The organism is Trichocoleus sp. AS-A1, assembly GCF_039962015.1.
In the GTDB taxonomy this organism is placed as follows: domain Bacteria; phylum Cyanobacteriota; class Cyanobacteriia; order Cyanobacteriales; family FACHB-T130; genus FACHB-T130.
Window position 1 is genome coordinate 44624 of the sequence record NZ_JAMPKG010000010.1, and the last position, 25422, is coordinate 70045.

A 25422-nucleotide genomic window follows, 5' to 3' on the forward strand; every position below is an offset into this window, starting at 1 on the left:
TTTATCGTCAAATGCCATGAACATTGAACAACGAACCATGAGCTTTGAGCAATCCACTTTCAGCCAAGTATGAGAAAGTCATACCTTGGCAAGAGCGAATCTCAAGAGCCAATCTAAAATCTAAAATCGCTATTATGCATCGTCTAGCCGCTACTCCTGGGGGATGGAATCCTGACGCTGAAGGCGTCATTTTTATCGAACAAACCCCTGCCCCGATCGTCCTTCTCACCGCAGCTGACACCGATATTCAAACTCTCGCCGCAGCAGTATCCAAATTGCCAGAGGGATTTCCAGCGCTACGAGTCGTCAATCTCTTGCAGTTGCAGCAACAGCTCAGTATTGATACTTACGCTGAGGAAGTGCTAGAGCAGGCACAGGTAATTATTCTACGGCTACTGGGAGGACGTTCTTACTGGTCTTACGGGTTAGAAGTAGTACGCGAGACAGTGCAGCGAACGGGTGCAGCATTGATTGTCTTGCCAGGAGACGATCGCCCAGATCCTGATTTAATCAGTCATTCTACTGTTTCTCTATCAGTTGTAAACCAGTTGTGGCGCTACCTCATTGAAGGGGGCGGGGAAAATTTCGCCAACGCCCTAAAATTTATTGCTGATGTTTGTCTAGAAGGTCGTTACAATCCACTCCCACCCCAAGAAGTTCCTCGCGTGGGGCTTTATCAATGGGAAATGGGGGATGAGGAAGACAATCAGAAAAACCTAACCCCCCAGCCCCCTTCCCTACCAGGGCAGGGGGAAAATGACGCCTCTCTCCTTGCTGGAGAGGGGTTGAAGGAGAAGTTAAAGCCAAAAGTTGGAATTTTGTTCTATCGCGCTCATTATTTAGCTGGAAATACAGCAGTCATTGATGCTCTTTGCCAAGCATTAGCCGCCCGAAAATTAGAACCCGTCCCCGTTTTTGTCTCTTCCCTGCGAGATCCGGATGTGCAGGAAGAAGTGTTGCAACAACTCCAACCTAAAGATGCAGAACCCATACAGGTTTTGCTGAGTACCACCAGCTTTGCGATTAGCTCATTGCCAAGCGCGAATGGTCAAAAATTAGCGATGAGCGATGAGCCATTAGCACTCAGCACCTTAGATGTACCAGTGTTGCAGGTAATTCTCAGCGGTGGCACTGTGGAACAGTGGGAATCGGGGTTTCAGGGGCTATCACCGCGGGATATGGCGATGAATGTAGCGTTGCCAGAAGTGGATGGGCGGATTATTAGCCGTGCGGTTTCGTTTAAGGCGGTGCAAACCCGGAATCCTCAGTTGGAAACGGATGTGGTGGTTTATGAGCCAGTACGCGATCGCATTGAGTTCGTTGCTGACTTAGCCTCTAATTGGGCAAAACTACGCCAAACGCCACCATCTGAGCGCCGAATTGCCTTGATTTTGGCTAATTATCCCAACCGAGATGGGCGTCTTGCCAATGGTGTTGGATTAGATACGCCAGAAAGTTGTGTGGAAATCCTCAAGGCGTTGCAGTTGGCTGGGTATCAGGTTGAAAATATCCCGGCAAATGGAGATGAATTGATTGGGCGTTTAACGGCTGGGGTGACGAACGATCCGGAGGGGGAATTGCGCCCAGTCGGGCAATTTGTCTGTGGGGAAGAGTATCAGGAGTATTTTGCGACGTTGCCAGTGGGCGTGCAGAAGCGAATATGCGATCGCTGGAGTTCTGTTTTGGAGATGAACCGCACTAGCAAAGCCATGCGCGTTAGCGCTTTAGACGCGAAGGGCGCAAAGGAAGAGAGGGAAGAGAGATTTATCGATCTAACGGGTTCCGTTTCCCAATTCCCAATTCCTGGTATTTATCTAGGTAATGTGTTTGTGGGGATTCAACCAGCGCGGGGTTACGATATTGACCCTAGTTTAAATTATCACGCTCCGGATTTGGAACCGCCTCATAGTTATCTCGCTTTCTACTATTGGGTGCGACAACATTTTGGGGCTGATGCAATCGTTCATGTGGGGAAACATGGGAATTTAGAATGGTTGCCGGGTAAAAGTGTGGCACTCTCTGAAAATTGTTATCCAGAGGTTGCTTTCGGCGCATTACCTCATCTTTATCCTTTTATTGTCAATGACCCTGGCGAAGGTTCGCAAGCTAAACGTCGCGCCCAAGCGGTAATTATTGACCATTTAACGCCGCCGATGACTCGCGCTGAACTTTATGGTTCTTTGCAGCAATTGGAAGGATTAATTGACGAGTATTATGAAGCCCAGAGTTTAGATCCGTCGCGCCTGCCAGTGATAAGCGATCGCATCACTCAGCTAATCCTTGAAGAAAACCTCCATCAGGATTTAGGGTTAGAAACTCTTAACAACAGGGGTGAGGAAATCCAAAATTTCCTTACTCGCGCTGATGGGTATCTGTGCGAATTGAAAGAGGCTCAAATTCGAGATGGTTTGCACATTTTTGGGCAATGTCCGCAGGGGCGACAACTCAGAGATTTGATAGTAGCGATCGCTCGTCATCCCGGTACTCATCGTCTCGGTTTAACTCGCGCGATCGCCCAAGATTGGGGTTTAGATTTCGACCCCTTGACAGCCGATCCCGCTCAACCGCTTCCTAGCAGCGCGGAACCCCCCCCTGTGAACGGTAGGGGGGGCAACGAGCATACAATTGCAGCCTATCGAACTGTCGGTGACGCAGTTGAAGCATTAGAACAACAAGCAGCTAACTTGGTGGAATATCTACTCATCGCCCCCTCCCTTTCCACTCCCTCTTACCCTCTCCCCGTTAACGGAGAGGCTTGGGGTGGGGTAGACGGTGATGCCACGCAAAGAGAATTGGAGTGGATATGCAGGTACCTTCTGCCATCCCTGCAACAAACCACCCAAGAAATCGCCAACCTATTGCGAGGTTTAGATGGGCGTTTTGTCCCCAGCGGGGCATCTGGCGCACCAACACGAGGACGCCCAGACGTTCTGCCTACGGGTCGCAATTTTTACTCAGTTGATATTCGGGCAATTCCTACAGAAACCGCTTGGCTGGTAGGACGCAAAGCAGCAGAAGCCTTAATAGAGCGATATACGCAAGAAAATGGTGAGTATCCTAAAACACTTGGATTATCCGTATGGGGAACTTCAACCATGCGAACTGGCGGTGATGATTTGGCAGAAGCGCTGGCATTGTTGGGAGTGCAACCTGTGTGGGATAGTCCATCGCGGCGGGTGGTAAATTTTGAAATTTTGCCAATTTCCGTTTTAAATCGTCCCCGCGTCGATGTCACGCTGCGAATCTCTGGTTTTTTCCGCGATGCTTTCCCAAACTTAATCGATCTATTCGATCAAGCGGTGGCAGCGGTAGCTGCGTTGGATGAACCACTAGAGCAAAACCCCTTAGCCGCGCAAGTTAAACAAGAAACCAAGTTATGGGAAGCGGCGGGGTTAAATCAGGAACAAGCAGAAATGCGATCGCGTTATCGCATTTTTGGTTCTAAACCCGGTGCCTACGGTGCGGGATTGCAAGGCTTAATTGAAGCCCAAAACTGGACAGATGACGAAGATTTAGCCCGTGCCTACATCAACTGGAGTAGTTATGCCTACACTAGCACCGCAGATTCCTCGCCTCCCTTGTCAAAAGGAGTTCCAGGAGCCGTTTCTTCTCCTTCCCTAAGCAAAAAAGGTTTAGGGGGAATCGCAGCCCCAGAAGCCTTTGAGCAGCGTCTACGCCAGATGCAAATCGTATTGCACAATCAAGATAACCGGGAACACGATTTATTAGATTCAGATGATTACTATCAATTTCAAGGCGGTTTAACAGCAGCAGTAAGGGCGATGAGTGGCAAAAATCCCCAAACTTACTTTGGGGATAATTCCCTTCCTGAAAACCCGAAAGTGCGGCAACTGCGAGAAGAAATTGCGCGAGTATATCGTTCTCGTGTCGTGAATCCAAAATGGATTGCTGGAGTCATGCGCCACGGTTACAAAGGTGCTTTTGAAATGGCAGCAACCGTTGATTATCTCTTCGCTTATGATGCCACAGCAAATTGTGTGGAAGATTTTATGTATCAAGGAGTTGCAGAAGCGTACTTATTCGACCAATCTGTGCAGGATTTCATCCATCATAAGAATCCTTGGGCATTGCGAGATATGGCAGAACGGTTGCTAGAAGCGAATCAGCGGGGATTGTGGCAAAACGTCGATCGAGAGATGGTGGATAAGTTAAGAAGCTTAGTTCACCAAGCTGAAGCCGTCATCGAATCTACCACTGCCCTCTAATATGGGAGATAACAAGCGCTGCACGGCTGAAGAATTTACGCGATCGCACTCATCTTTGTTGCTTGGTTAAAACTACTGTTTGAGTTGCCTAATCCGTTATGAGTAAGACGAAAATATAAGTTTTGTGCGATCGCTTCCGTATCCATCCTAAGCCATCATCGCATCGCTTCCGCTGAAAGTCTAAAGCTACAGGAACAGTTAGCAACGGATACACAACTTGAATGTTTGGCTATCTTTGAGAAAGATTTTTCGAGTATTTTACTAATCTCCTCAGCGGCTTGAGGTCGCCAGAAAAAGTACCCTTGCATCTGTTCGCATTGGAGATTTTGCAAGAAATCTTTTTGCGCTTCTGTTTCCACGCCTTCCGCAACCAGTCTCAGATTGAGTACCTTTCCTAACGCTGCGATCGCTGTAATGATAGCTGCATCATTGGGGTCGTTTGTCAAGTCCCGAACAAAGGATTTGTCAATTTTTAAGGTATGGAAGGGAAACTTTTTCAAATAAGTCAGAGAAGAATATCCCGTCCCAAAATCATCTAGAGAAATGTAGACTCCTAGCCGATGCAACTCACTCAAAGTTTTCCGGGTAAATTCTACATTTTGCATCGTGATTGTTTCAGTAATTTCTAACTCCAGAAATTGCGCTTCGAGTCCAGTTTCTTCCAGAACTCGCGTCACCATTTTGACTAAATCGGGTTCCTGAAACTGTCGGGCAGAAAGGTTAACCGCCACTTGTAAGTCGGCAATTCCTGCATCGTGCCAAGCTTTATTTTGAGCGCAGGCAGTCTTTAACACCCATTCCCCAATTGGTACGATGAGTCCGGTTTCTTCCGCTAGGGGAATAAATATTCCTGGAGAAACTAGCCCAAATTTTGGATGTTGCCAGCGCAACAGGGCTTCAACATGGGTAATTTCTCCAGTCGTTGTATTGACTTGAGGTTGGTAGTAAACGACAAATTCTCCCCGTTCTAGAGCATGGTGCAAATCGTTTTCGAGTACCAATAACTCAGAATTCTGAGAATTCATTGCTGGATTATAAAATTGATAGTTATTCCGACCTTGTTCTTTGGCACGATACAAGGCAGCATCGGCGTTTCTCAAAAGCGTTTCAGCATCTGTGCCATCACTGGGATAAAGTGCAATCCCAATACTGCTACTGATATGCAGGGAGTGCCCTTCTAAATAAAATTCTGGCTTTAAAGCTTCCAAGATTTTCTGGGCAATCTTAGCAGCGTCCTCTTTACAACGAATTTGGGGGATAAGTAGGGTAAATTCATCCCCTCCCCAACGAGCAACGGTGTCATCCTCCCCCAGACAGCCGATCATTCGTTCAGTGACGCTTTGCAACAAGCGATCGCCAAAAGCGTGCCCCAATGTATCGTTAATCGTCTTAAAACGATCCAAATCCAAAAACATTACGGCAAGCGTACTTTGGCTTTGACGTGCATACGCCAAGGACACAGACAGCCGCTCATTGAATAGCATCCGGTTCGGCAAGCCAGTCAGCAGGTCGTGTAACGCTTGATAGCGGATGGTTTCTTCTGCCTGTTGGCGCTCGGTGACATCGCGGAAGCTCCACACTCTACCGACGACTTTTCCCGCAATCCGTTGAGGCTGGGAATAGCGCTCGAAGATTCTTCTATCTTTAAATTCAAGGAGGTCGTAGCTTTCTGCGTCGGGTTCGCCATAGAGTTCCTGAACTTTGGTGATGAAGCTCTCCGGGTTTTTTAGCTGCTCTAGGACAAATGCTAAGGCTTGATCGCTATTCCGTGCCGCGACAATGGAATCGGGAATGCGCCACATTTGGACAAATTTTTGATTGAAACTGGCTATTTTTCCGACTTTGTCAACTACGAGAATCCCATCAGCAGTTGATTCGAGCGTTGCCTTTAGCAGGGACAGGGATTTTTCCAATTCCTCCTCTGCCCACTTGCGCTCGGCGATCTCGCCCTCCAATTGCGCGATCGCATTGTTTAATTCTGCGGTACGCTCAAGGACTCGTCTTTCTAAGTCTGCGTTGAGCTGCTTGAGAGCATTTTCTGCTTGCTTGCGATCGCTAATATCGCGGGCAATGGTAGAAAGAAAGTCAACGGTTCCATCCGGCTTCTTGTGGGCAATAATCAGCTGCAAAACTGGAATCTCCCGTTTATCGCGGGTCAAAAGTGCAGTTTCGCCACACCAGACGCCATCGCGAATCGCACTAGGAATTCCCTCCTCCAAGATGATTTGACTCGCCCATTTCGGGTGGCAACTGGCAACGCTGAGGTTTGAGATATCCTCTTTGACAGGAATTCCGACCAAGCGACGACCTGCCTGGTTAATGTAAAATGTGCGTCCTCGATTGTCCGCACTGCCTACGAAATCACTCGTTGCTTCTAAAATCCCGGCAAGGCGTGTTACTGCTGCCTCTGCTTGCTTGCGTTCTTGAGTAAGAGAGATGGCGGCTGCCGCTGCACGCAGCAGGTTGATTTCCAAAGGTTCCCAAGCACGCGCTTCTATGCAGTTGTCAAAGCCGATAAACCCGAAGAATTCGCCCTTAACCATGATGGGCAAAATTAGGATGGAAAGAATTCCCTGAGGTTCTAAGATAAAACGCTCTGATTCGGGTAATTCAGCGACAATTCCGGCAACAATGTCACCTTTTTCTAGCAAATATGCCCAGCGGGGGAAGAAGTCGTCATAAGAAAGGTTTTGCAGCGCCGGATTGTCGATTTCTGGGCGAACGCCCTCGGCACACCACTCCGCACGCTGACTCATTAGCAAGTTGCCGGTTTGGGAACGATGGTTCTCGAATACGTAAACGCGACTTGCGCCTGCTGCTTGTCCGAGTTGTACCAATATTTCCGTGTAGCAATTCGTGCTGCCATCAAAAGTCAGCAACCGGCGCTCAACTTCAACCAATGCTGATAAGTAGCGTTCGCGCTGCGCGAGTCTTTCCTCTGCTTGCTTGCGCTTGGTGATATCGCTGAAAGTGCAGATTACTTGTTCAAGGCGACCATCCGCTGCCAACTGAGGTTCGGCATTGACTAATAGCCAGATGCGATCGCCTACACTAGGACGATAAACGCCCATCACGACATTCCGCACAGCTTGACGAGTTGCGATCGCTTGCGACACCGGATGGGTTTCTCCGGGGAACGGTGTACCATCTTCATGAATGACATTCCAATTCAGATCGAAGGAAGTTTTCCCCAGCAGTTGGCTGTCAGTGATACCGAGAAGGTCGATAGCCGCTTGATTGCTCAGCAGGATTTCTGCGTTGGCTCCTTGCAGTAAAACGCCGACGTGAAGCTCCTGTATCAGCGTCCGAAACCGCTCCTCGCTTTCGCGCAGTGCTTCCTCTACCCGCTGACGCTCGACAATCTCGCCCTGAAATTGCCCAATTGCACGCTTTAACTCAGTTGTGCGCTCCTCAACTCTAATTTCTAGTTCTTCTTTCGCTTGTTTGATCGCCAACTCCGCTCGCTGCCGTTCCGTGATATCTTGGGCTACACAAACGATTCCCTGAATTCTATCCGATACGCTTGCGATCGCTGCACAGGAAAACAGCACCGAGATTCTTCTCCCGTCTTTGGACAGGTAAATTTTTTCCGCATCTCGGACAACCCTTTTTTGAGTTAAATCATCCAACTCCGACGCTGTGAAAGGAAATTTTTCATCGGCAAAAATAACTCCTATCGGTTGCCCAATTAACTCCTCTTTGTGATACCCCAAAAGTTCGCAGGTTGCTTTATTAACTGACTGAATCATGGTATCGGGCGTTACCACGATCAGAGATTCCACCATGCTTTCACAAACATTGATTACATCCGCTGTTTTCTGCCGCAAATCCTCAGCCATTTTATTGAAAGCATCAGCTAAGGCGCTCAGCTCATCTTTGGTGGAAGCGTCTATTTTTGTCTCTAGCTTGCCCTTGCCTATCTCTACCGCAGCCGCTTTGAGTTTGTTTAGCCGACTCAATATAGACCGCGAGATAGAAAAACCAAGAAATATAGCGATTAAGACGGTAGATAAACCGACGCCAAATATCATTCTGTCGGTCAAGAGCAGAGTTTCATGAATCTTCTTTCTTTCGGCTTCCAAGTCTTGCGATTGAGCCTGAATTTTTTGGTTAATAGTTCCTATAAATTGTTGGCTAGTTTTTTCCAGTTCGTTTTCTTTTGCCAGTAACTCTGGAGTTACCTTTCCCTGCTTTTTTAAGCCAATTACCTCGTTGGATAATTTTAAAAATCTCTCACTTGAAGTTTGGATTTCTTCTGACAATCCTTGCTCAGATGGGAAAAAATAGTTCGCTAATTCTTTATAAGCATTCAGAGCCTTGCGATAATTTTCCTGGCTAGTCTCCACATTTTGATATTTTTGCGTTGATACAATATCTTTTGCAGATGGATTTTTTTCTACTTTTTGGAATTCTAATTGTTTAGTAGACAAAACTACTGTATCCGAAGCATATTGCAACCGCGCTAACTCATGGTGAGAGGAAATCGTTCTAATAACTTCGTTGTACTTTTTTTCAACGTTATTCGTTCCTTTAATTCCGACATATCCAACCACTTCAACAAGTAGAGCAACGGCTAAGTAACCTGTCATCAATTTGTGGCTGATTTTCATCTAAATGGGTTCCTGATGCTAAACCGTCTTGCTACTTGAAATAGTATTTCAATAATAAATGCTTAGTAACAATTACCTATTCGTGAATGCTGGAATAGGCAAGGTAATGCCAGTTTAGAGAAGTCATCTCTCTGGCATAGAACTGGAAAACCTTAAAAAGACTTCCAAAAATATATGATTTTTTTATAAAAGATTAATAAAAAAGATACTAAAGTTAAATTTTAGACATAAAACTTTTATGAAAAGCCAGAAACCTAGAGGTAGCATTCATCGTTTGTAGAGACGCGGGATATGGAGTCTCTACAAAATCAACGTCAAGAAGGAGATAGAGAAACTTAATATCCAATCGCTGCGGCGTCGCCTAGAGGAAGGCCAAAAGCAAAGAGCGATCGCCTCCTTAAGCTTCCCTAATGCATCCCTTCAACAATAAGAGGACAACGCTTAAGAAATTGCCATAGGTTTTGACCGATTTGACCTCTCTCGAACAGTTGCAGTAGAGCCTCTCTGGCTTTGACGCATCGGGATTTCAATCCAAAACTCTGCTCCCTGTCCCGCTTCGGAAATGCAGCGAAGCATTCCTGAATGCTTCTCTACTACAATTTGATAGCTAATTGATAGCCCCAGCCCCGTTCCTTGCCCAACTGGCTTGGTCGTAAAAAACGGATCGAATAGCCGTTTTCTTACCTCTTCCGTCATGCCTAGTCCATTATCAGCAATTCGCACAGCAACACGGTCGGGGTGCAAAACTTGAGTGCTAATCCGAATCGTTGGGGATGGTTCAAGATTACTTGTCGATTGTTCATTGTTACGAGCAATGAACGATAAGCCATCAAAGGCTTCTAGGGCATCAATAGCATTGCTAATAATATTCATAAATACCTGATTCATCTGACCCGCATAACACTCAACTAAAGGCAAATTTCCGTATTCTTTAACCACCTCAATAGCGGGATGCTCCGGCTTAGCTTTTAATCGATTTTGCAAGATTAAAAGAGTGCTATCTAATCCCTCGTGAATATCAACTGGCTTCATGTCTGCCTCGTCAAGGCGAGAGAAATTCCGCAAAGAAAGAACAATTTGACGGATACGTTCAGTGCCAATTTTCATCGAAGATAGGATTTTGTCTAAATCTGCAATAATAAAGTCAAGTTCGACAGTTTCTGCTTGCTCTTCGATCTCGGTAATTGGGTTAGGATAGTGTTTTTGGTAAAGCTGCACCAGTCTCAACAAATCTTGTGTATATTCACCCACATACACAAGGTTGCCGTGGATAAAATTAACGGGGTTATTAATTTCATGAGCTACCCCAGCAACCATTTGACCAAGGCTAGACATCTTTTCGGTTTGAATGAGCTGAGCTTGGGTTTGTTGCAAGTTTTGCAAAACTTGCTGAAGTTCTGTTTCTGCCTGCTTGCGTTCGGAAATTTCAATTTCTAAGTTTTGGTTTAACTCAATCAGTTCGGCAGTCCGTTCAATTATTTTTTGCTCTAAAAAATAGTAAGATTCTGCAAGTTTTTTTGCCATTTGGTTGAACTCGCAAGACAATTTTTCAATTTCATCTCCTGTTTGAATATTTAGGCGATAATCTAAATTACCTGCACCAATTTTTGTCGCTCCTAACTGGAGTTTTTTTATAGATAAAATGACTGGGATTAATATTAATATCATCTGCCCAGTGAGAATTATAAGAATTAAACCTGTAGTGGCATATCTAATAATATGGGTGGTCTCTTTAAATTTATTTGATTCTTGCCTTGCTAGAGCATACTGTTGCTGAATATTACTAACTAGAGAGTTTAAAGAGAAATCAATATCTTCTTTGAAAGAATTGATGGTTCTGAAATCCTGCTGAGTCTGTTTAAGAGTAGAAGGTGTATCGCGAAGCTCTGTTGCTAAGCGGACGAGAAAACTATGGCGACGGCGAACAACTGTCAGGCCTGAATTTTCTGGCATCAGACTTTCTAAGTCATCCAAGCTAAGGATAAAGTCAGACATTGCCTTGTGATATTTTGCCATATCTGAGGGGTCGCGGTTGAGGATGAGATAGTTCCTCAGTGCTGCGATCTGGTCTCTTAAAGAAACTTTTAGATTCAAGACTATACTGTCAGCTTGAGCGGCTCTTTCTCGGCTCGTTTCGGTAGATTTTTCTACTTCTTTGAGCCAGTCTTCACTGCCAACTGTAAGGCATAAAATTAGCCCTAGTACGGCAATAGAAGATCCAATAAACTTAGTTAATATTTTCATTGCATTCGGCTTTATTTCAACTTAAGGCGCTCTTGGAGTTTTCTAATCGGTGTATAGTCTCGATCTTCTACCAGAGTATATCCAGCCGACTCAGAACCACTGGGATCTAGCAGTCCCTCTGGAGAGTTGACAAATGCTTTCTTGAGGTCGATTACCAGTTGGGATGGAAGCTTACTAGAGACGACAATGGGCGAAAGAGGAATTGGGTCAGATTCCCAAATAATTTTGTATTTTAAAGGGTCGATATTTCCCTCTTTCTGTTGCTGAAGATACGAGCGTTTATCATCCGCGATCGCATCCACCTTTCCTGCTAGTAAATCCGCTTTCACCTTGTCGTGACTACCCGCATACTTGACTGTAGCAAAGTCGCGTTCGGGGTTAATACCAATGTCTTGAAAGTGAGATAAAGGCACTAAGTAACTCGAAGCTGAGGATTTACTGACGAAGGCAAACCTCTTACCTTTTAACTCTTTAATAGTTTTGATACCGCTGGCATTATTAACAACGATCGCGCTTGTATACCAAGGTCGTCCAGTTGTTCTTTCAATGGGCGCAACAATTGGCTTAAGTTGGGGATCTCGAAGATGTGCCTTCACATACGACAGGGGGCCTAGAAAAGCCATTTCTAGGCCCCCTGTTACCAGTAAATCTATCGATGTGTCGTAGTCTTTTGTAATCTGAAATTTAACAGGTTTTCCTAATGTCTTGCTTAGATAGTCCGCTAGTGGCTGAAGTTGCTTTTCCTGTTCTGCTGAAACCTGCCACGGAATCACCGCCATATTTATGGTTTTTAGTTCGTCTCCTGTATTCCTATAACTATCGCTCAGTGGCTGAGAGCTGGGGCTTATTGGCGTTGTGGTATTTTCACTTGGCTGAGTACAGGCTACACAACTGTACGTAACGGACAAGGCTAGGATGAAGCAAGTCACTGCTCGTTTGTAAGAGCGATTTCGTGTCCAAGATAGATGTTTTTGCATTCTGTTTAAGGCTATGTTTACCTTTTAACTTTTTACCGTGTCTGGAGAATAATACCGCTTTCCAAAATTATGAAAGTAACACTTCAAAAAATGTTATTTTTTCACATCTTAAGTTAAGTGGTAATATAAGAGATTACTACTTAACTTTTGAGTCCGCTAATTTTAGATTCATGCTTTCACTCAATCCTCATTCTCAGGAGGATTGGAGAAAATAAACACTGTGTTTTTACGGGTTTTTAAGATTTTCTTTCTTAAGCCCAAAAATCTAGTTTTAAGCCGCTCATCTATCCACCCACAGATGCTCCTCAAGGGGGGATTAACTTAGTAACAGGGAAAATTACTCCAAAGTCTGGCGCTCCAAGGGATTGAGAGGTTCTCCCAGGATTACAGCATTAACTAAAAAGGATTACCTTTGAAATCCCTTCTGTCGTTTGAAATCGCGGAAAATGTATTAATTCCCTTGCCTTGGACTTTGTGTTACTGGAATCTCTACAACGAACTCGGTTCCCTCTCCCACTGCTGATACACAACTGATCGACCCTCCATGTTTTTCTGTGACAATCTGATAGCTGATTGCCAATCCTAGCCCGGTGCCCTGACCGATTGGCTTGGTCGTGAAAAATGGGTCAAAAAGTCGCGCCTTGACATTCTCACGGATGCCGGGACCGTTATCTGCAATTCGCACAACAATTTTGTTCGCGTTCAAAACTTCAGTGCAAATTTGGATGGTCGGTAATTGAGAATTAGGAATGGGGAACTCGCTATTAGAACTTGTTTCTCCAGAATCGATGAGCTTTTGACGATTAGAGGGCAACCCTTCTAAAGCATCTATGGCATTGCTCAAGATATTCATAAATACTTGATTCAGTTGTCCTGCATAACACTCTACTTCTGGCAGCGTGCCATATTTCTTAATAACTGTAATTCCTGGAGAATCTGGTTTAGCTTTCAGCCGATTCTGCAAGATTAAGAGGGTGCTATCAATACCCTCGTGAATATCAACCGGCTTCATTTCTGCTTCATCCAGGCGGGAGAAGGTTCGCAAAGAGAGGACAATCTGGCGGATGCGGTCAGCGCCTAACTTCATTGAAGCGACCATTTTGGGCAGGTCTTCAAGAACAAACTCAATGTCTAAAGCCTCAACTTCTTCTTGAATCTCTGGCGCGGGATTGGGATAGTATCGTTGGTATACTTTCATTAGATTGAGCAAGTCTTGTGTATATTGCTCGGTGTGGATGAGATTGCCGTAGATAAAGTTAACGGGATTATTAATTTCATGCGCCACTCCAGCAACCAGTTGACCCAAACTGGACATTTTTTCAGTCTGAATCAGTTGAGATTGGGTCTTTTTGAGTTCGTGCAAAGTTTGCTGCAACTGCTGGGCTTTTTCTCGTTCCTTCGCTTCCGACTGGCGCAAGGCATCAAGAGCTTGCTTGCGATCGCTAATATCATTGTTAATTTCTAGTCTGGCGGAAACCTGACCAAATTCATCTAATTGCAGCGTCCATCGGCTGGCTACCGTGATTTGAGTGCCATCACGCTTGGTGTGAATCAATTCGCCTTCCCAATTCCCTTCACGCAGGCATATCTCTAGAACTTCCTCTTTTGGTTGGGGAAAGACAGTTTCCAAGAAGGTGTGGATGTACTGACCGAGTGTTTCTGCTTTTGTCCAACCATATAGCCGTTCAGCGCCCTGATTCCAATAGCTAATCTTGTCATTCAAATCCCGAATGATAATTGCGTCCGTGGCTAAGTCAAGCATCTCCATATTCTGCCGCAAGGCTTTCTCCGCCTGCTTGCGTTCGGTAACGTCTTCTATGGTGCTGAGGATACCGATTACTTTGCCCATCGCATCGTGAATGGGAACTTTGTTGATGTCTACCCAGAGTTCTTCATTGTTTGGCTGAATCAAGCGTTCGATAATATGCAGTTCCGGGGTATCCGTTGCCATCACGCGACGGTCGTCTTTGCGGTATTTTTCTGCTATTTCTTGCGACCACAAGTCATAATCCGTCTTGCCAATAATGTTTTCTGGATTGCTAATCCCAGTGATTTGACATGAAACCTTATTACAGCCTAAATAGACAGAGTTTCTATCCTTCCAGAAGATATATTGGGGAATATTATCCAAAATCAGTTGCAGCAGTTCTGCGCCTTTGCGAATGTCCTCAGCCGCTTTGCGATCGGTGATATCATTGCCAAATTGAATCACATCAACCAATTTGCCTCGCTCGTCAAACCGCTTCAGAACATTCCAATTGATAATCCGTTTTTCTCGATTCTGGATGGTCAAAACTGTTTCATAGTCGCGGACACCTCCATGCTTCAGGGTGGATAACAACTGCTCGATGCCTCTGTATTCGTCGTCAGCATAAAAGATTTCCCACCAGTTGCGTCCAATTAATTCTTCTGCACAGTAGCCTGTTACCTGCTCAACAGCAGGATTGACAAATGTAATCACCCCATCAAGCTTTAGCCCAACGACCAGTGCTGGTGTAGTCTGAACAATAAATGATGTATAGTCGCGTTCTTTCTGAAGTTCATTTTCTGTCCGATAGCGATCGCTCATCTCCCCATAAATAAGCCTGTAAACCCATAAAGCAATAATAAAATTTAGGAATACACCGCTTAAAAATGTAATTAGAGAGTCACGAGCCTGGTCTTTCGCTTGTTGGTACCGCTCCTTCAACAAATGCTTTTGGTCATTTTCCAAATCATTGACAAGCAGGCGGATGTTATCCATCACTACCTTGCCTTCATTCGTCTTAACTAATTGCTGCGCGGCTTCAAATCCCTTGTTTTTTCGTAATTCGATTGACCGTTTCAATTCAGAAAATTTACTTGCAGTCAGAGATTCCAGAGTGCCGAGCTTCTGCTGTTGATTGAGGTTATTTCCCGCTAATCCCTTGAGAAACTCAACTTGTTGATTAACCTTAGCTGTTGCTGTGTAGTAGGGTTGTAAATAAGCCTCGTCTCCAGTGATTATGTAGCCACGCTGCCCAGTTTCTGCGTCCTTGATTCCGGAAAATACATCATCAAGCTGATTAATGAAGGTAAAGGTATCGTCTACTGAGTTATTCGCTTGCACAAGTTGCGTGATACTCCGGTACGAAATCCCACCAATGCTAACCAGTAGGACAGTTGCTACTCCCAGACCTCCCGCAACCTTGTAGAAGAATTTCCGATGCAAGTGCTTCGTTGAGCTGCCCTCAGTGGGTGCATACACTAGATCAGCTTCATTTTTAGGCAGAATCGCTTTCATCATGGCGTGTTTCGGTGAACTAAGGTTGAGGGTGAACGATAACCAGTAGCAGCTTCCAGACTTAGAAAGCGAAGCTTGATTGCATTTTTCGGATAGCGATGAAAAGCCTATAGTGTTCTCTTGATGAGGATTTTACTTGGGCAAGGGCATCGAGAAAAGATTTTGTAAATCTGATTCCATCCTTGTCTTAAAGGTATATTTGCCTAATAAAGTTCATTCTTTAGACAGATGTTTTCTCTTGATTTTATTCGTAAGCACAAGTTGAACAATATCGGCAGAATGAGGCAAATGTTAAGCCTTTTTGCGAGATAGAGTCCAAAAAACTTTTAGAGCCGCGTCATCGAACTCGGCTGCGACCTAATTTCGACTCAAAAAACGTCTAGATGGAAATCTCCGTTTCAGGGTTTTACACATCTTAAACGGGTCTAGAGCGCGATCGCCTTCTTGGTAGGCGGCGATGCAGCGACTCGCACCTGTTTTCTTTGCAAGCGATCGCGCTTTACCAAGCCGATGGTGCCCTCCTGACTCAATTAACTAGCTTAGGAATTTACTGAAATTCTTAATGATTTGGAGAATTTAACTAAATGTAAATTCCTAACAGCAAAACTGCCAAAAATCGAAAAGATACTTCATATCGTTTCTAAAAACAATTCGATAAGCTGAAAGAAGACAGAAAGTTGAGGAAATTATATGACCGCTTTTTCTAGCGCTGGATTAAAGCAACCAGCATGGCAAACAACCGTCACCTTTACGTTGGCTTTCTGGCTTAGCGGAAGCTTGCTTTTGGACTGGGTAATTATGCCCAGTTTGTTTGCAACCGGGATGATGACTCAACCTGGATTTGCAACAGCAGGTTATTCAATTTTCTGGATTTTTAATCGGATTGAATTATTATGTGCAGCCTTAGTGTTAACGGGGCTGTTGGTTCTTCACCGCACTCAGGCTGCTTCTAAGCTGGGAGGGCGCAAAGTAATTTTCTTATCCCTGTTCTTGCTGACAATTGCCATTATTGATACATATTTTTTAACCCCACAAATGAGCGCGCTGGGGCTACAGCTCAATCTTTTTGAACCCGTTGCTGAGATTCCTGCCGGGATGAATCAAATGCACGGGGGCTACTGGACATTAGAAGCGTTGAAGTTGATTGCTAGCGGTACGCTGTTGGGTTTGTGCTATCGCGATCGCGCTTAAACGCCAGTATTTCAATTGAAGCTCATCTAAACCGTCAGACTGAAGTCTGCGGCTAGACAAAAAATTAGCCCGCGCAGGCAGGGCTAATTTTTTAGCGTTGAACTGGCAGATCGAGACGCGGTTTAAAGGTTTCGATTTGCCGCAGCTTTTCGTAGAGTTCTCGTTCTTGGGAAGTGACCGTTTTAGGAACCACAACCTGAATTTCAACTAACTGATCGCCGCGATCGCCTCTACCTGTCGGGTAGCCTTTTCCGGCAAGGCGCAGGCGCTTCCCGTGCCCGACACCGCTAGGAAGCGTCATTTTCACCAAACCATCCAAGGTAGGAACTTCCACGGCTCCCCCCAAGACTGCCTCGCTGGGAGTGACTGGCAATTGGCAGAAAATATCCGAGCCTTCTACTTGAAAGAAGGCGTGGGGCGATACGGTAATTTTGAGGTACAAGTCCCCACCTTCAATGCCCTGACCCTTCAGCCGGATGCGTTGCTCGTTGACCATTCCGGGTGGCATATCCACTTCCAGCGATCGCCCATCTTCCAGCCGAATCCGCTCTCGTCCTCCCTGATAAGCTTTTTCGAGGGGCATCGTCAGTCTGGCTTCAACATCGCGCCGACTAGGGCGCGAATTCACGGTGTAGGATGTTTTCGTGTTACCAGGACGGAAGGTATCGGCTGAGGCAACTCGGTTGTTGGAACTAGGTGCCTGAGTAGCTACACGGGTTTCCCGACGTCCTAGCAGCGTATCGACAAAGCTGTTAAAGTCCGGGTAATCGTCATATTTTAATTCTTGCGTGCCGTTGCGACCGTTGGAGCGAGTCCCCCAGGCTTTAGTCCCCTTCGTCCCTTTAGCGCCCTTGAAACCGCTCCGGTTCCAGAAACGGCTGAACTGATCGTATTGCGATCGCTTACCCGGATCGGAAAGAACTTCGTAAGCCTCACCGATATCCTTGAACTTTTCTTCTGCTGTTTTGTCGCCAGGATTTAGATCGGGGTGATACTGCCGAGCTAGCCGCCGATAAACTTTCTTAATTTCGTCGCCGGAGGCATCACGAGCAACGCCCAGCATCTGGTAGTAGTCCCGAAAATTTTGCATAGTTAATTAACGATTAGCTGTTACCGATTAGCTGTTACCGATTAGCTGATTGAGCGTTGGATATTCACAGTTTTGGCAGACTAATCCTCTACTATTTGTGCCAGACCGCTTCAATAGCTAACAGCTAATCGCTAACAGCTATAGCTAATTTACAGCCAATCATCATCATCATCCCAATCATCCTCAGGTTGAACAATTCTCGAAGTCCGGCGGGGAGCCGCGTCACTATCCCGACTATACCGCTGACCGCCTGTAGAGCCGCTATTGCGACGGTCATCGTCATAGCGATCGCGCGAACGGCTACCCTCCGAGCGATCTTGATAGCGGCTACCCTCCGAGCGATCTTGATAGCGGCTACTTTCATAACGATCTTGATAGCGGCTACTCTCATAGCGGTCTTGTGTCGAGTTGCCAAACAAGGAATCGCCTTCGCCGGAAAACGTGCGACGGATCGATCCGAAAAAGTCGTCCTCGTCCTCCATTGATTCCATCCGCACCTCTCGGTTCAGCTCGTAGAGAGCATCCTGGAGATCGCTTTGTGCCCGATCCACAGACCGATCGTCATCGCGGGCAATGCTCTGGCGCAGTTCCTGCACCATGTTCTCAATGCGACGCCGCTGACCGGCAGCAAACTGCATTCCATAGGTCAGCGCCACTTCTTTCAGTTGCCGTTCCGCACTGAAAGCCAGTGCTTCGGCGCGGTTGCGCTTCTCCACCCGTTCGCGCCGTTCCCGATCTGTTGAGGCATATTGCTCGGCTTCCTGAATCATCCGGTTAACTTCCGATTCGCTTAAAGTGGAAGCCCCTTGAACGGTGATGCTCTGCTCTCGCCCTGTCGTCCGGTCTAACGCCGTCACCTGTAAAATGCCGTTGGCATCAATATCAAAAGATACCTGAACTTGGGGCACTCCTCGCGGTGCTGGGGGAATGCCAGTGAGCTTAAACCGCCCTAGCGACTTGTTATCAGCCGCCATTTCCCGTTCCCCTTGCAGGACGTGAACTTCCACCAAAGTTTGGTTATTTTCAGCGGTCGAGAAGATATCCGAACGCCGCACGGGTATCGTCGTGTTTCGGGGGATGAGTTTCTTCATCACGCCGCCTATCGTTTCCAATCCTAGGGACAAAGGCGTGACATCCAGCAACAGCACGTCTTTGACTTCACCGGCGAGGATTCCTGCTTGAATTGCGGCACCCACTGCCACGACTTCATCTGGGTTAACGTTCTCGTTTGGTTCCTTGTCAATTAAGCTACGAACCAGCTGTTTCACCAAGGGAATGCGAGTAGAACCGCCCACTAACACCACTTCATCAATCTTGGAGGGGTTCAGACCAGAATCCACTAAAGCGCGTTTGACGGGTGCCTTCAATCGGCTCACCAAATCCCCACACAATCCTTCAAATTGCGCCCTCGTCAACCTGGTTTCTAAGTGTACGGGACCTTCTTCCGTGGCAGTGAGAAAAGGTAAGTTAATATCCGTGACTGTAACGCCAGACAGCTCAATTTTGGCTTTTTCGGCGGCTTCCGTGAGGCGTTGTAAGGCTTGGCGATCGCGTCTGAGATCTACCCCTTCTTTTTCCAGAAACTGCTCTGCCAGCCAATCCACAATTTTTCGGTCAAAATCGTTCCCGCCCAATTGGGTGTCGCCACTGGTGGCTTTTACCTCAAACACTCCATCCCCCACTTCCAGGATGGAAACGTCAAATGTACCGCCGCCCAAGTCAAACACCAGAATCGTCTGAGTATCCTTGCGATCCAAACCATAAGCCAAAGATGCAGCCGTTGGCTCGTTAAGAATCCGCAATACATCCAACCCGGCGATTCGCCCAGCATCTCGCGTCGCTTGCCGTTGGGAATCATTGAAATAAGCCGGAACTGTAATCACCGCGCCCGTCACCGGTTGTCCCAGATAACGACTCGCCTCATCTGCCAACTTTTGCAGCACCATTGCCGAGATTTCTTCTGGAGCAAATTCCCGCTTCAGTCTGGGGCATTTGACTTTAATATTGCCCTCGTCATCCCGCCGAATCGTGTAGGGAACTTGCTTCGAGGTGGGGCTGAGTTCCGCATACTTGCGTCCGATGTACCGTTTTACCGCATAAAACGTATTCTGCGGGTTTAGAACGGCTTGCCGCCGTGCCATTTGTCCAACTAGGCGTTCCCCGTCTTTGCTGAAGCCTACCACGGAGGGAGTAGTCCTCATGCCTTCCGCATTGGCAATGACAACGGGCTTGCCGCCTTCCATGACAGCTACGACTGAGTTGGTTGTTCCGAGGTCAATGCCGACTACCTTGCCCATGCGATTCGTGTTCTCCTTACCTAACTTAATATACTGAGAACAATTTGCTGGATTTATTCTATCTTGCTGTCAGGAATGAGCAGTATCAGGCAAGAGAGAAACTCAATGATATATCGACTCTTTATTATTTTTGCTGCGAATCATCGCTTCTTGTCCCGCTTTACTGCCGTCGTGGCAGGATGTTTGCTGGCGATTGGCTGTTCGACAACGCTAGTACCCCAAATTACCCATAGGAACCTGCTGGTTCAGCCCTTAGCTGCCACAACAGCAGCGACTAAGAGCGATTCCTTGTCGGAGGCAATTAACTACGCTAACAGGGCTGCTACCCTGGCTCAAACGGCTAGATCGGCGGCGGACTGGGATGAAGTTGCCCAAACATGGCTAAGCGCGATCGCATCCCTGCAAGCCATACCACCCGACAGTCCCCAACGAGTCTATGCCCAGAAGAAAATTATCGAGTATATGGCTTTTTTGCAGGTAGCCCAACAAAGAGCCGCTGCAACCAGCTTTCAGTTAAAATACCCCACCTTTAACAACCAATTGCTTGATAATCAGCTAGTTCTTTATCTGTCCTACATCGCTGCCCTTGGCCCACCCGATATTTTAATTGTAGGCAGTTCCCGCTCTTTGCAGGGAGTCGATCCCAAACAGATGCAGCAAGCTTTAGCGGGTAAAGGTTTTGGGGGATTGAAAATCTTTAACTTCGGGGTGAATGGTGCGACTGTCCAAGTGATTGATTTGTTGTTGCGGAAAATTTTAACCGAAGAGCAGTTGCCGAAACTCATTGTGTGGGCGGATGGAGTGAGAGCCTTTAACAGTGGGCGTGTAGATCGGACTTATAACTTGATTTTGGCTTCTCCAGGCTACAAGCGCTTATTAACGGGCAATCGCCCCTTAAGTGGTATTACACCCTCTAACCGCCCGGATACACTCTTAACGGCGACCCCACCTCCAAACCTCAACTCAGTTGCTGATACCAACCTAGACGAAATTCCCCAGAACGAAAGCCAGTTTAATATCACCCTTTTGAATTCTCAGCCGTCCAGCGAGACAATACTGGCTCAAAATACTCTAGGAGGATTGACTCCCGACTACTCGGCAGGGGCAATCGACGCCAATGGATTCCTTCCCGTAAATATCCGATTTAATCCTGCTATTTACTATCGACAAAAGCCGCGAGTTGCAGGCGCTTATGACAGTGATTACAGTGCCTTCCAACTCGGAGGTAAGCAGGAGGTGGCGTTGAATAATTTAATGGTATTTGCCAAGCAGCGTCGGATTCCAGTATTCTTCATCAACCTGCCTTTAAGTAGGGATTATTTAGACCGAACTCGCCTTAGAGCTGAGCAACAATTTAGACCTTATATGGTTCGCCAATCTAGTGCTAAAGGATTCATCTTTCTCGACTTATCCAGACAGTGGACAAACCAAAATGGCTATTTTGCCGATCCCAGCCATCTAAATCGCTATGGTGCGGCTGTCATCGGTCGCCAAATTGCTGCTGATACTAGAATTCCCTGGCCTCGCTAGATAAAATATTGTCCGCACCATTGAATGCTAGAGCTAAACAAAGCTCGCAATGCGGACAATTAGCATCTATTTTTTCCTTATTGTCATTGCGACGATTTGGTACGATTGCACCCTTGCGGTTTAAGTTTTCTCTCCCTAATCTCCTAAAACTCCTCGTTCTCATCTAAATCTAAATAAGGATTAGGATTGAAATCTTGTTGTATTGTCACTTCATGCTCATAAAAAGCTTGAGGATTTGGAGGATAACAGAGAATAAATCTAGTCTGTTTAATTTCAACAGTATCTTCGAGCCGAGTTTGAATGGAAATTACTTTTTTTAATAGCCGTTGATAAATGACCAAGCTAGGGCAGATGACAACTAATTCTGTCATTCCAGTGTCGTGATGAGTGATTCTCCACTCACAATGGCTAAACAACGCTTTTAGGGAACCATTTAGCTTTTCATACAGACGTTGTCTTTGAGCGCGTACTGCTGCAAGCTCCTTTGCCAGTGCCCTATCTCGTTCGCTGAGTGGTTGAGGTGCATCGGGATTGTCTTGACTCATCGGTCTTTCCTGCGGGTTCAGCTCGGATGATAATTTCTCATTATTGCCCCGATGCGATCGCAGCTAATATTCATCGATCGGGAGAGGGTGACAACTTTACAGAGATTTGCAGTGGGGTAGCGCTATCTTCTGTAACGAAATGCAACGTATAATGAGAGCGACCAAACACGCAAGCAGCTATAAGGGTAGACCATCAGATGCGAGTTGCGATCGCTGGGGCGGGTTTAGCAGGGCTTTCCTGCGCCAAATATTTGACAGATGCCGGTCACACTCCCATCGTTCTAGAACGTCAGGACGTTCTAGGCGGTAAGGTGGCAGCATGGAAAGACGAAGACGGCGACTGGTACGAAACCGGACTGCACATCTTTTTTGGGGCTTATCCCAATATGTTGCAGCTATTTAAGGAACTCGGTATTGAAGATCGATTGCAGTGGAAAGAACACACAATGATCTTCAACCAGCCCGATGCCCCCGGTACTTATTCTCGCTTTGACTTTCCGGACATTCCGGCACCATTTAATGGCGTCACAGCGATTTTGGGCAACAACGATATGTTGACTTGGCCTGAAAAAATTCGCTTCGGGATTGGTTTAATTCCGGCGATGGTTCAGGGGCAAAAATACGTTGAGGAGATGGATAAATACTCGTGGTCGGAATGGATGAAAAAGCAAAACATCCCCCCACGGGTAGAAAAAGAAGTTTTCATTGCCATGTCCAAAGCACTGAACTTCATTAACCCAGATGAAATTTCTGCCACGATATTGCTGACCGCTCTCAATCGCTTCCTTCAGGAAAAAAATGGCTCAAAAATGGCATTTTTGGATGGTTCCCCGACCGAGCGGTTGTGTCAGCCAATGGTAGATTACATCACCGAGCGCGGTGGGGAAGTGCTGTTGAATATGCCGATCAAGGAATTTTTGCTCAATGCCGATGGCACGGTGCGGGGATTCTTGATTCGCGGGTTGAATGGTGCTGCGGATGAAATTATTACGGCGGATGCTTATGTATCTGCAATGCCGGTTGACCCCCTGAAGGTGATGTTGCCTCAACCTTGGCGTCAGATGGAGTATTTCCAAAAGCTAAACGGCTTAGAGGGTGTCCCGGTCATCAACGTGCATCTGTGGTTTGACCGAAAATTAACTCAAATTGACCATCTGCTGTTTTCGCGATCGCCCTTGCTTAGTGTCTACGCGGACATGAGCAACACCTGTCGTGAATATGCGAACCCCGACCGCTCAATGTTGGAATTGGTGCTGGCACCAGCAAAAGATTGGATTAGCAAATCGGATGGGGAAATTGTAGACGCCACCGTTGCAGAATTGGAAAAACTTTTTCCCGATCATTTTGGGGGTGAGAACCCAGCCAAGTTGCTGAAATATCACGTTGTCAAAACCCCTCGTTCAGTCTACAAGGCAACTCCAGGGCGTCAGCAATATCGTCCTTCCCAAGAAACACCGATTGCGAATTTCTATTTGACGGGTGATTACACCATGCAGCGTTACCTAGCGAGTATGGAAGGTGCCGTACTTTCTGGTAAGCTGACAGCGCAGGCAATTGTGAGCAGTCAGTCGTCAGTAGTCACCGATCAATCGTCAACGGTCACCGATCAGGCGTTAGTCGTTAGTGGGTAATGGTTAGGGGGAAAGAGTCTACTCCCGAATATCTGACTATCTATTACCTGCTACCAAAGAACAACAGACTCAGGACAATTGACAATTGACAACGGAAAACTGACAATCTCTGGTGCCTGTACTGAATGCTGCAACTGTCTAATTTCCCGCGCATGAGAACGCTGGCTTCAATAGAGGACGCTTACCAACTCTGTCGCCAGATTACGGCTAAGTACGCAAAGACGTTTTATCTGGGTACGCTGCTGATGCCAGCAGCCAAGCGCCGTGCCATCTGGGCAATTTATGCTTGGTGTCGTCGCACCGATGAACTGGTAGACGGTGCCTCAGCTGCGATTACGACTCCTGAAACTTTGGATCGATGGGAAAAACAGCTAGAATCTGTTTTTGCTGGCGAACCCCTAGACGACCCGGATGTGGCTTTGGTAGATACGCTGAAACGCTTCCCGATGGATATTGAACCATTTCGGGATATGATTGCGGGTCAGCGGATGGATCTCTACCGGAGCCGATACAAGACCTTTGAAGAACTTAATCTTTACTGCTATCGGGTTGCCGGTACGGTGGGGTTGATGTCTACTGCGGTGATGGGTGTCGATACGGAACCGTATACAGCACCCTGGAAACGCAATCAAGAGATTTATATTCCGACCTCGGAAGCGATCGCACTTGGCATTGCTAACCAACTCACTAACATCCTGCGAGATGTCGGAGAAGACGCCCGTCGGGGTCGCATTTACCTGCCCCTCGAAGAATTAGCGTTATTTAACTACACCGAACAGGATCTGATGAATGGGGTAGTCGATGAGCGATGGCGCGAATTGATGCGTTTCCAAATTCAACGGGCACGCAAATTCTACGTTGAAGCCGAACAGGGAATTGGTGCCCTTAGCCCCGATGCTCGTTGGCCCGTTGCGGCGGCTTTAATGCTCTATAGCCAAATTCTCGATCGGATTGAACGCAATCAATACGATGTATTTAGCACCAGAGCTTACGTCCCGACTTCCCGGAAGCTGCTGAGTTTGCCAGCGGCTTGGTTGAGGGCGCAGGTGCTATAACTCTGTGGAGCTGGCGGCTTGTGGCGCTGGCGACTTGTGGCGCTGGCGACAACCAGAGGAAAATCAACTCACGTCTGTAAACCCTATGTTTTTTGGGATTAGCCATTCCCGATTTCAAGTCCGTTTATTGAGCAATCGATAAGCGGACTTGCTCCTATTCAATCCTTTGATAGCTCGAAATCAACCAGGAATGCGGCTCAGGTTACCTCTAACGGGCAACGGATGCGGCTAGATGAGGATGCGATCGCTCTCGTTCTTCAAGCCTTATTAGCACTCCCAGCAATCTCTGGCGGCAATTCAAAGCAGCCATCTTCCCCCGGAGAAAAATCCAGCACTTGCACCACAGCATTGATATTTAAAGGTCCATAGATATGAGGAAACCGTTCTCCTTCGTCGAATCCCTCGTATCGGATTTCTGCCTCAACTGCCTCCGAATCAAGGCACAGCAGGACTAAGCCACTTTGGGAATGAAAAAAGCTATTCGCTACATTAATAACTTGCTCTGGCGTTGAGCAGTGGATAAAACCCTCCGATTCCAGCGTATCGCCACAATATTTTTTAGTTGATTTTGCTTCTTCCCACTGTTCGCGCTGCGTGATGTGCAAAATAATACTCATAAAATTTCGCAAAAATTGTTAATTTTACAGTTCAATTGGTAAGAGATAGGGTCTTCTTTACTTGCACAAATAGAGGCAAAATCCGGTCGGCTTAAGACTAAAAACCTTCCCTGTGTAGATTGCCTTGATGCCTGAAACCACGCATGC

At 46.6% G+C, this 25422-nt stretch carries 13 protein-coding genes; 5 read left to right on the forward strand and 8 right to left on the reverse strand.

What is annotated here, in order from left to right; translation table 11 throughout:
• Window positions 1–134: 134 nt before the first annotated feature.
• Window positions 135–4226 (forward strand): cobaltochelatase subunit CobN, encoded by a 4092-nt coding sequence (cobN, locus tag NC994_RS09740; protein WP_190440089.1) that lies wholly within the window; start codon window positions 135–137, stop codon window positions 4224–4226.
• A gap of 155 nt (window positions 4227–4381) precedes the next feature.
• Here the strand turns inward: cobN and NC994_RS09745 are convergent, their stop codons facing one another.
• The 4 genes from NC994_RS09745 to NC994_RS09760 all read right to left on the reverse strand — a co-directional run bounded on the left by NC994_RS09745 (window position 4382) and on the right by NC994_RS09760 (window position 15322).
• Window positions 4382–8836, reverse strand: coding sequence for an EAL domain-containing protein (locus tag NC994_RS09745; protein WP_190440092.1), 4455 nt, complete (start codon window positions 8834–8836; stop codon window positions 4382–4384).
• Window positions 8837–9277: 441 nt separating this feature from the next.
• Window positions 9278–11080 carry an ATP-binding protein gene (locus NC994_RS09750; RefSeq protein ID WP_190440094.1) on the reverse strand — a complete coding sequence of 601 codons (1803 nt, stop codon included), beginning with the start codon at window positions 11078–11080 and terminating at the stop codon, window positions 9278–9280.
• A gap of 11 nt (window positions 11081–11091) precedes the next feature.
• Window positions 11092–12057 carry a phosphate/phosphite/phosphonate ABC transporter substrate-binding protein gene (locus tag NC994_RS09755; protein WP_190440097.1) on the reverse strand — a complete coding sequence of 322 codons (966 nt, stop codon included), beginning with the start codon at window positions 12055–12057 and terminating at the stop codon, window positions 11092–11094.
• Window positions 12058–12508: 451 nt separating this feature from the next.
• Entirely contained in the window at window positions 12509–15322 is a 2814-nt protein-coding gene (locus NC994_RS09760) for a PAS domain S-box protein (RefSeq protein ID WP_190440100.1), read from the reverse strand.
• Window positions 15323–16009: 687 nt separating this feature from the next.
• Here NC994_RS09760 and NC994_RS09765 point away from each other — a divergent pair.
• Window positions 16010–16510 (forward strand): hypothetical protein, encoded by a 501-nt coding sequence (locus NC994_RS09765; protein WP_190415077.1) that lies wholly within the window; start codon window positions 16010–16012, stop codon window positions 16508–16510.
• A gap of 91 nt (window positions 16511–16601) precedes the next feature.
• Here NC994_RS09765 and NC994_RS09770 read toward each other — a convergent pair whose 3' ends face one another.
• Together NC994_RS09770 and dnaK are read right to left on the reverse strand one after the other, a co-directional pair.
• Window positions 16602–17600 carry a J domain-containing protein gene (locus NC994_RS09770; RefSeq protein WP_190415078.1) on the reverse strand — a complete coding sequence of 333 codons (999 nt, stop codon included), beginning with the start codon at window positions 17598–17600 and terminating at the stop codon, window positions 16602–16604.
• A 149-nt stretch (window positions 17601–17749) separates the two neighbouring features.
• A complete protein-coding gene (gene dnaK, locus NC994_RS09775; RefSeq protein WP_190440109.1) occupies window positions 17750–19897 on the reverse strand; it encodes a molecular chaperone DnaK in 2148 nt (715 codons plus the stop codon).
• Between the two features lie 105 nt (window positions 19898–20002).
• On the opposite strand from dnaK, the gene NC994_RS09780 reads away from it, so the two are divergent.
• Window positions 20003–21427 (forward strand): hypothetical protein, encoded by a 1425-nt coding sequence (locus NC994_RS09780; protein ID WP_190440111.1) that lies wholly within the window; start codon window positions 20003–20005, stop codon window positions 21425–21427.
• A 143-nt stretch (window positions 21428–21570) separates the two neighbouring features.
• Here NC994_RS09780 and NC994_RS09785 read toward each other — a convergent pair whose 3' ends face one another.
• Window positions 21571–21972, reverse strand: a complete 402-nt coding sequence (locus tag NC994_RS09785) for a hypothetical protein (RefSeq protein WP_190440113.1) — start codon at window positions 21970–21972, stop codon at window positions 21571–21573.
• Window positions 21973–22169: 197 nt separating this feature from the next.
• Here NC994_RS09785 and pds point away from each other — a divergent pair, with 197 nt between their 5' ends.
• Both pds and crtB read left to right on the forward strand, forming a co-directional pair.
• A complete protein-coding gene (gene pds, locus NC994_RS09790; protein ID WP_190440115.1) occupies window positions 22170–23603 on the forward strand; it encodes a 15-cis-phytoene desaturase in 1434 nt (477 codons plus the stop codon).
• Between the two features lie 125 nt (window positions 23604–23728).
• Window positions 23729–24658, forward strand: coding sequence for a 15-cis-phytoene synthase CrtB (gene crtB, locus NC994_RS09795; protein ID WP_190410266.1), 930 nt, complete (start codon window positions 23729–23731; stop codon window positions 24656–24658).
• Window positions 24659–24915: 257 nt separating this feature from the next.
• Here crtB and NC994_RS09800 read toward each other — a convergent pair whose 3' ends face one another.
• On the reverse strand, window positions 24916–25275 hold the full coding sequence (locus tag NC994_RS09800; protein ID WP_190440118.1) for a DUF952 domain-containing protein: 360 nt from the start codon (window positions 25273–25275) through the stop codon (window positions 24916–24918).
• Window positions 25276–25422 lie beyond the last annotated feature (147 nt).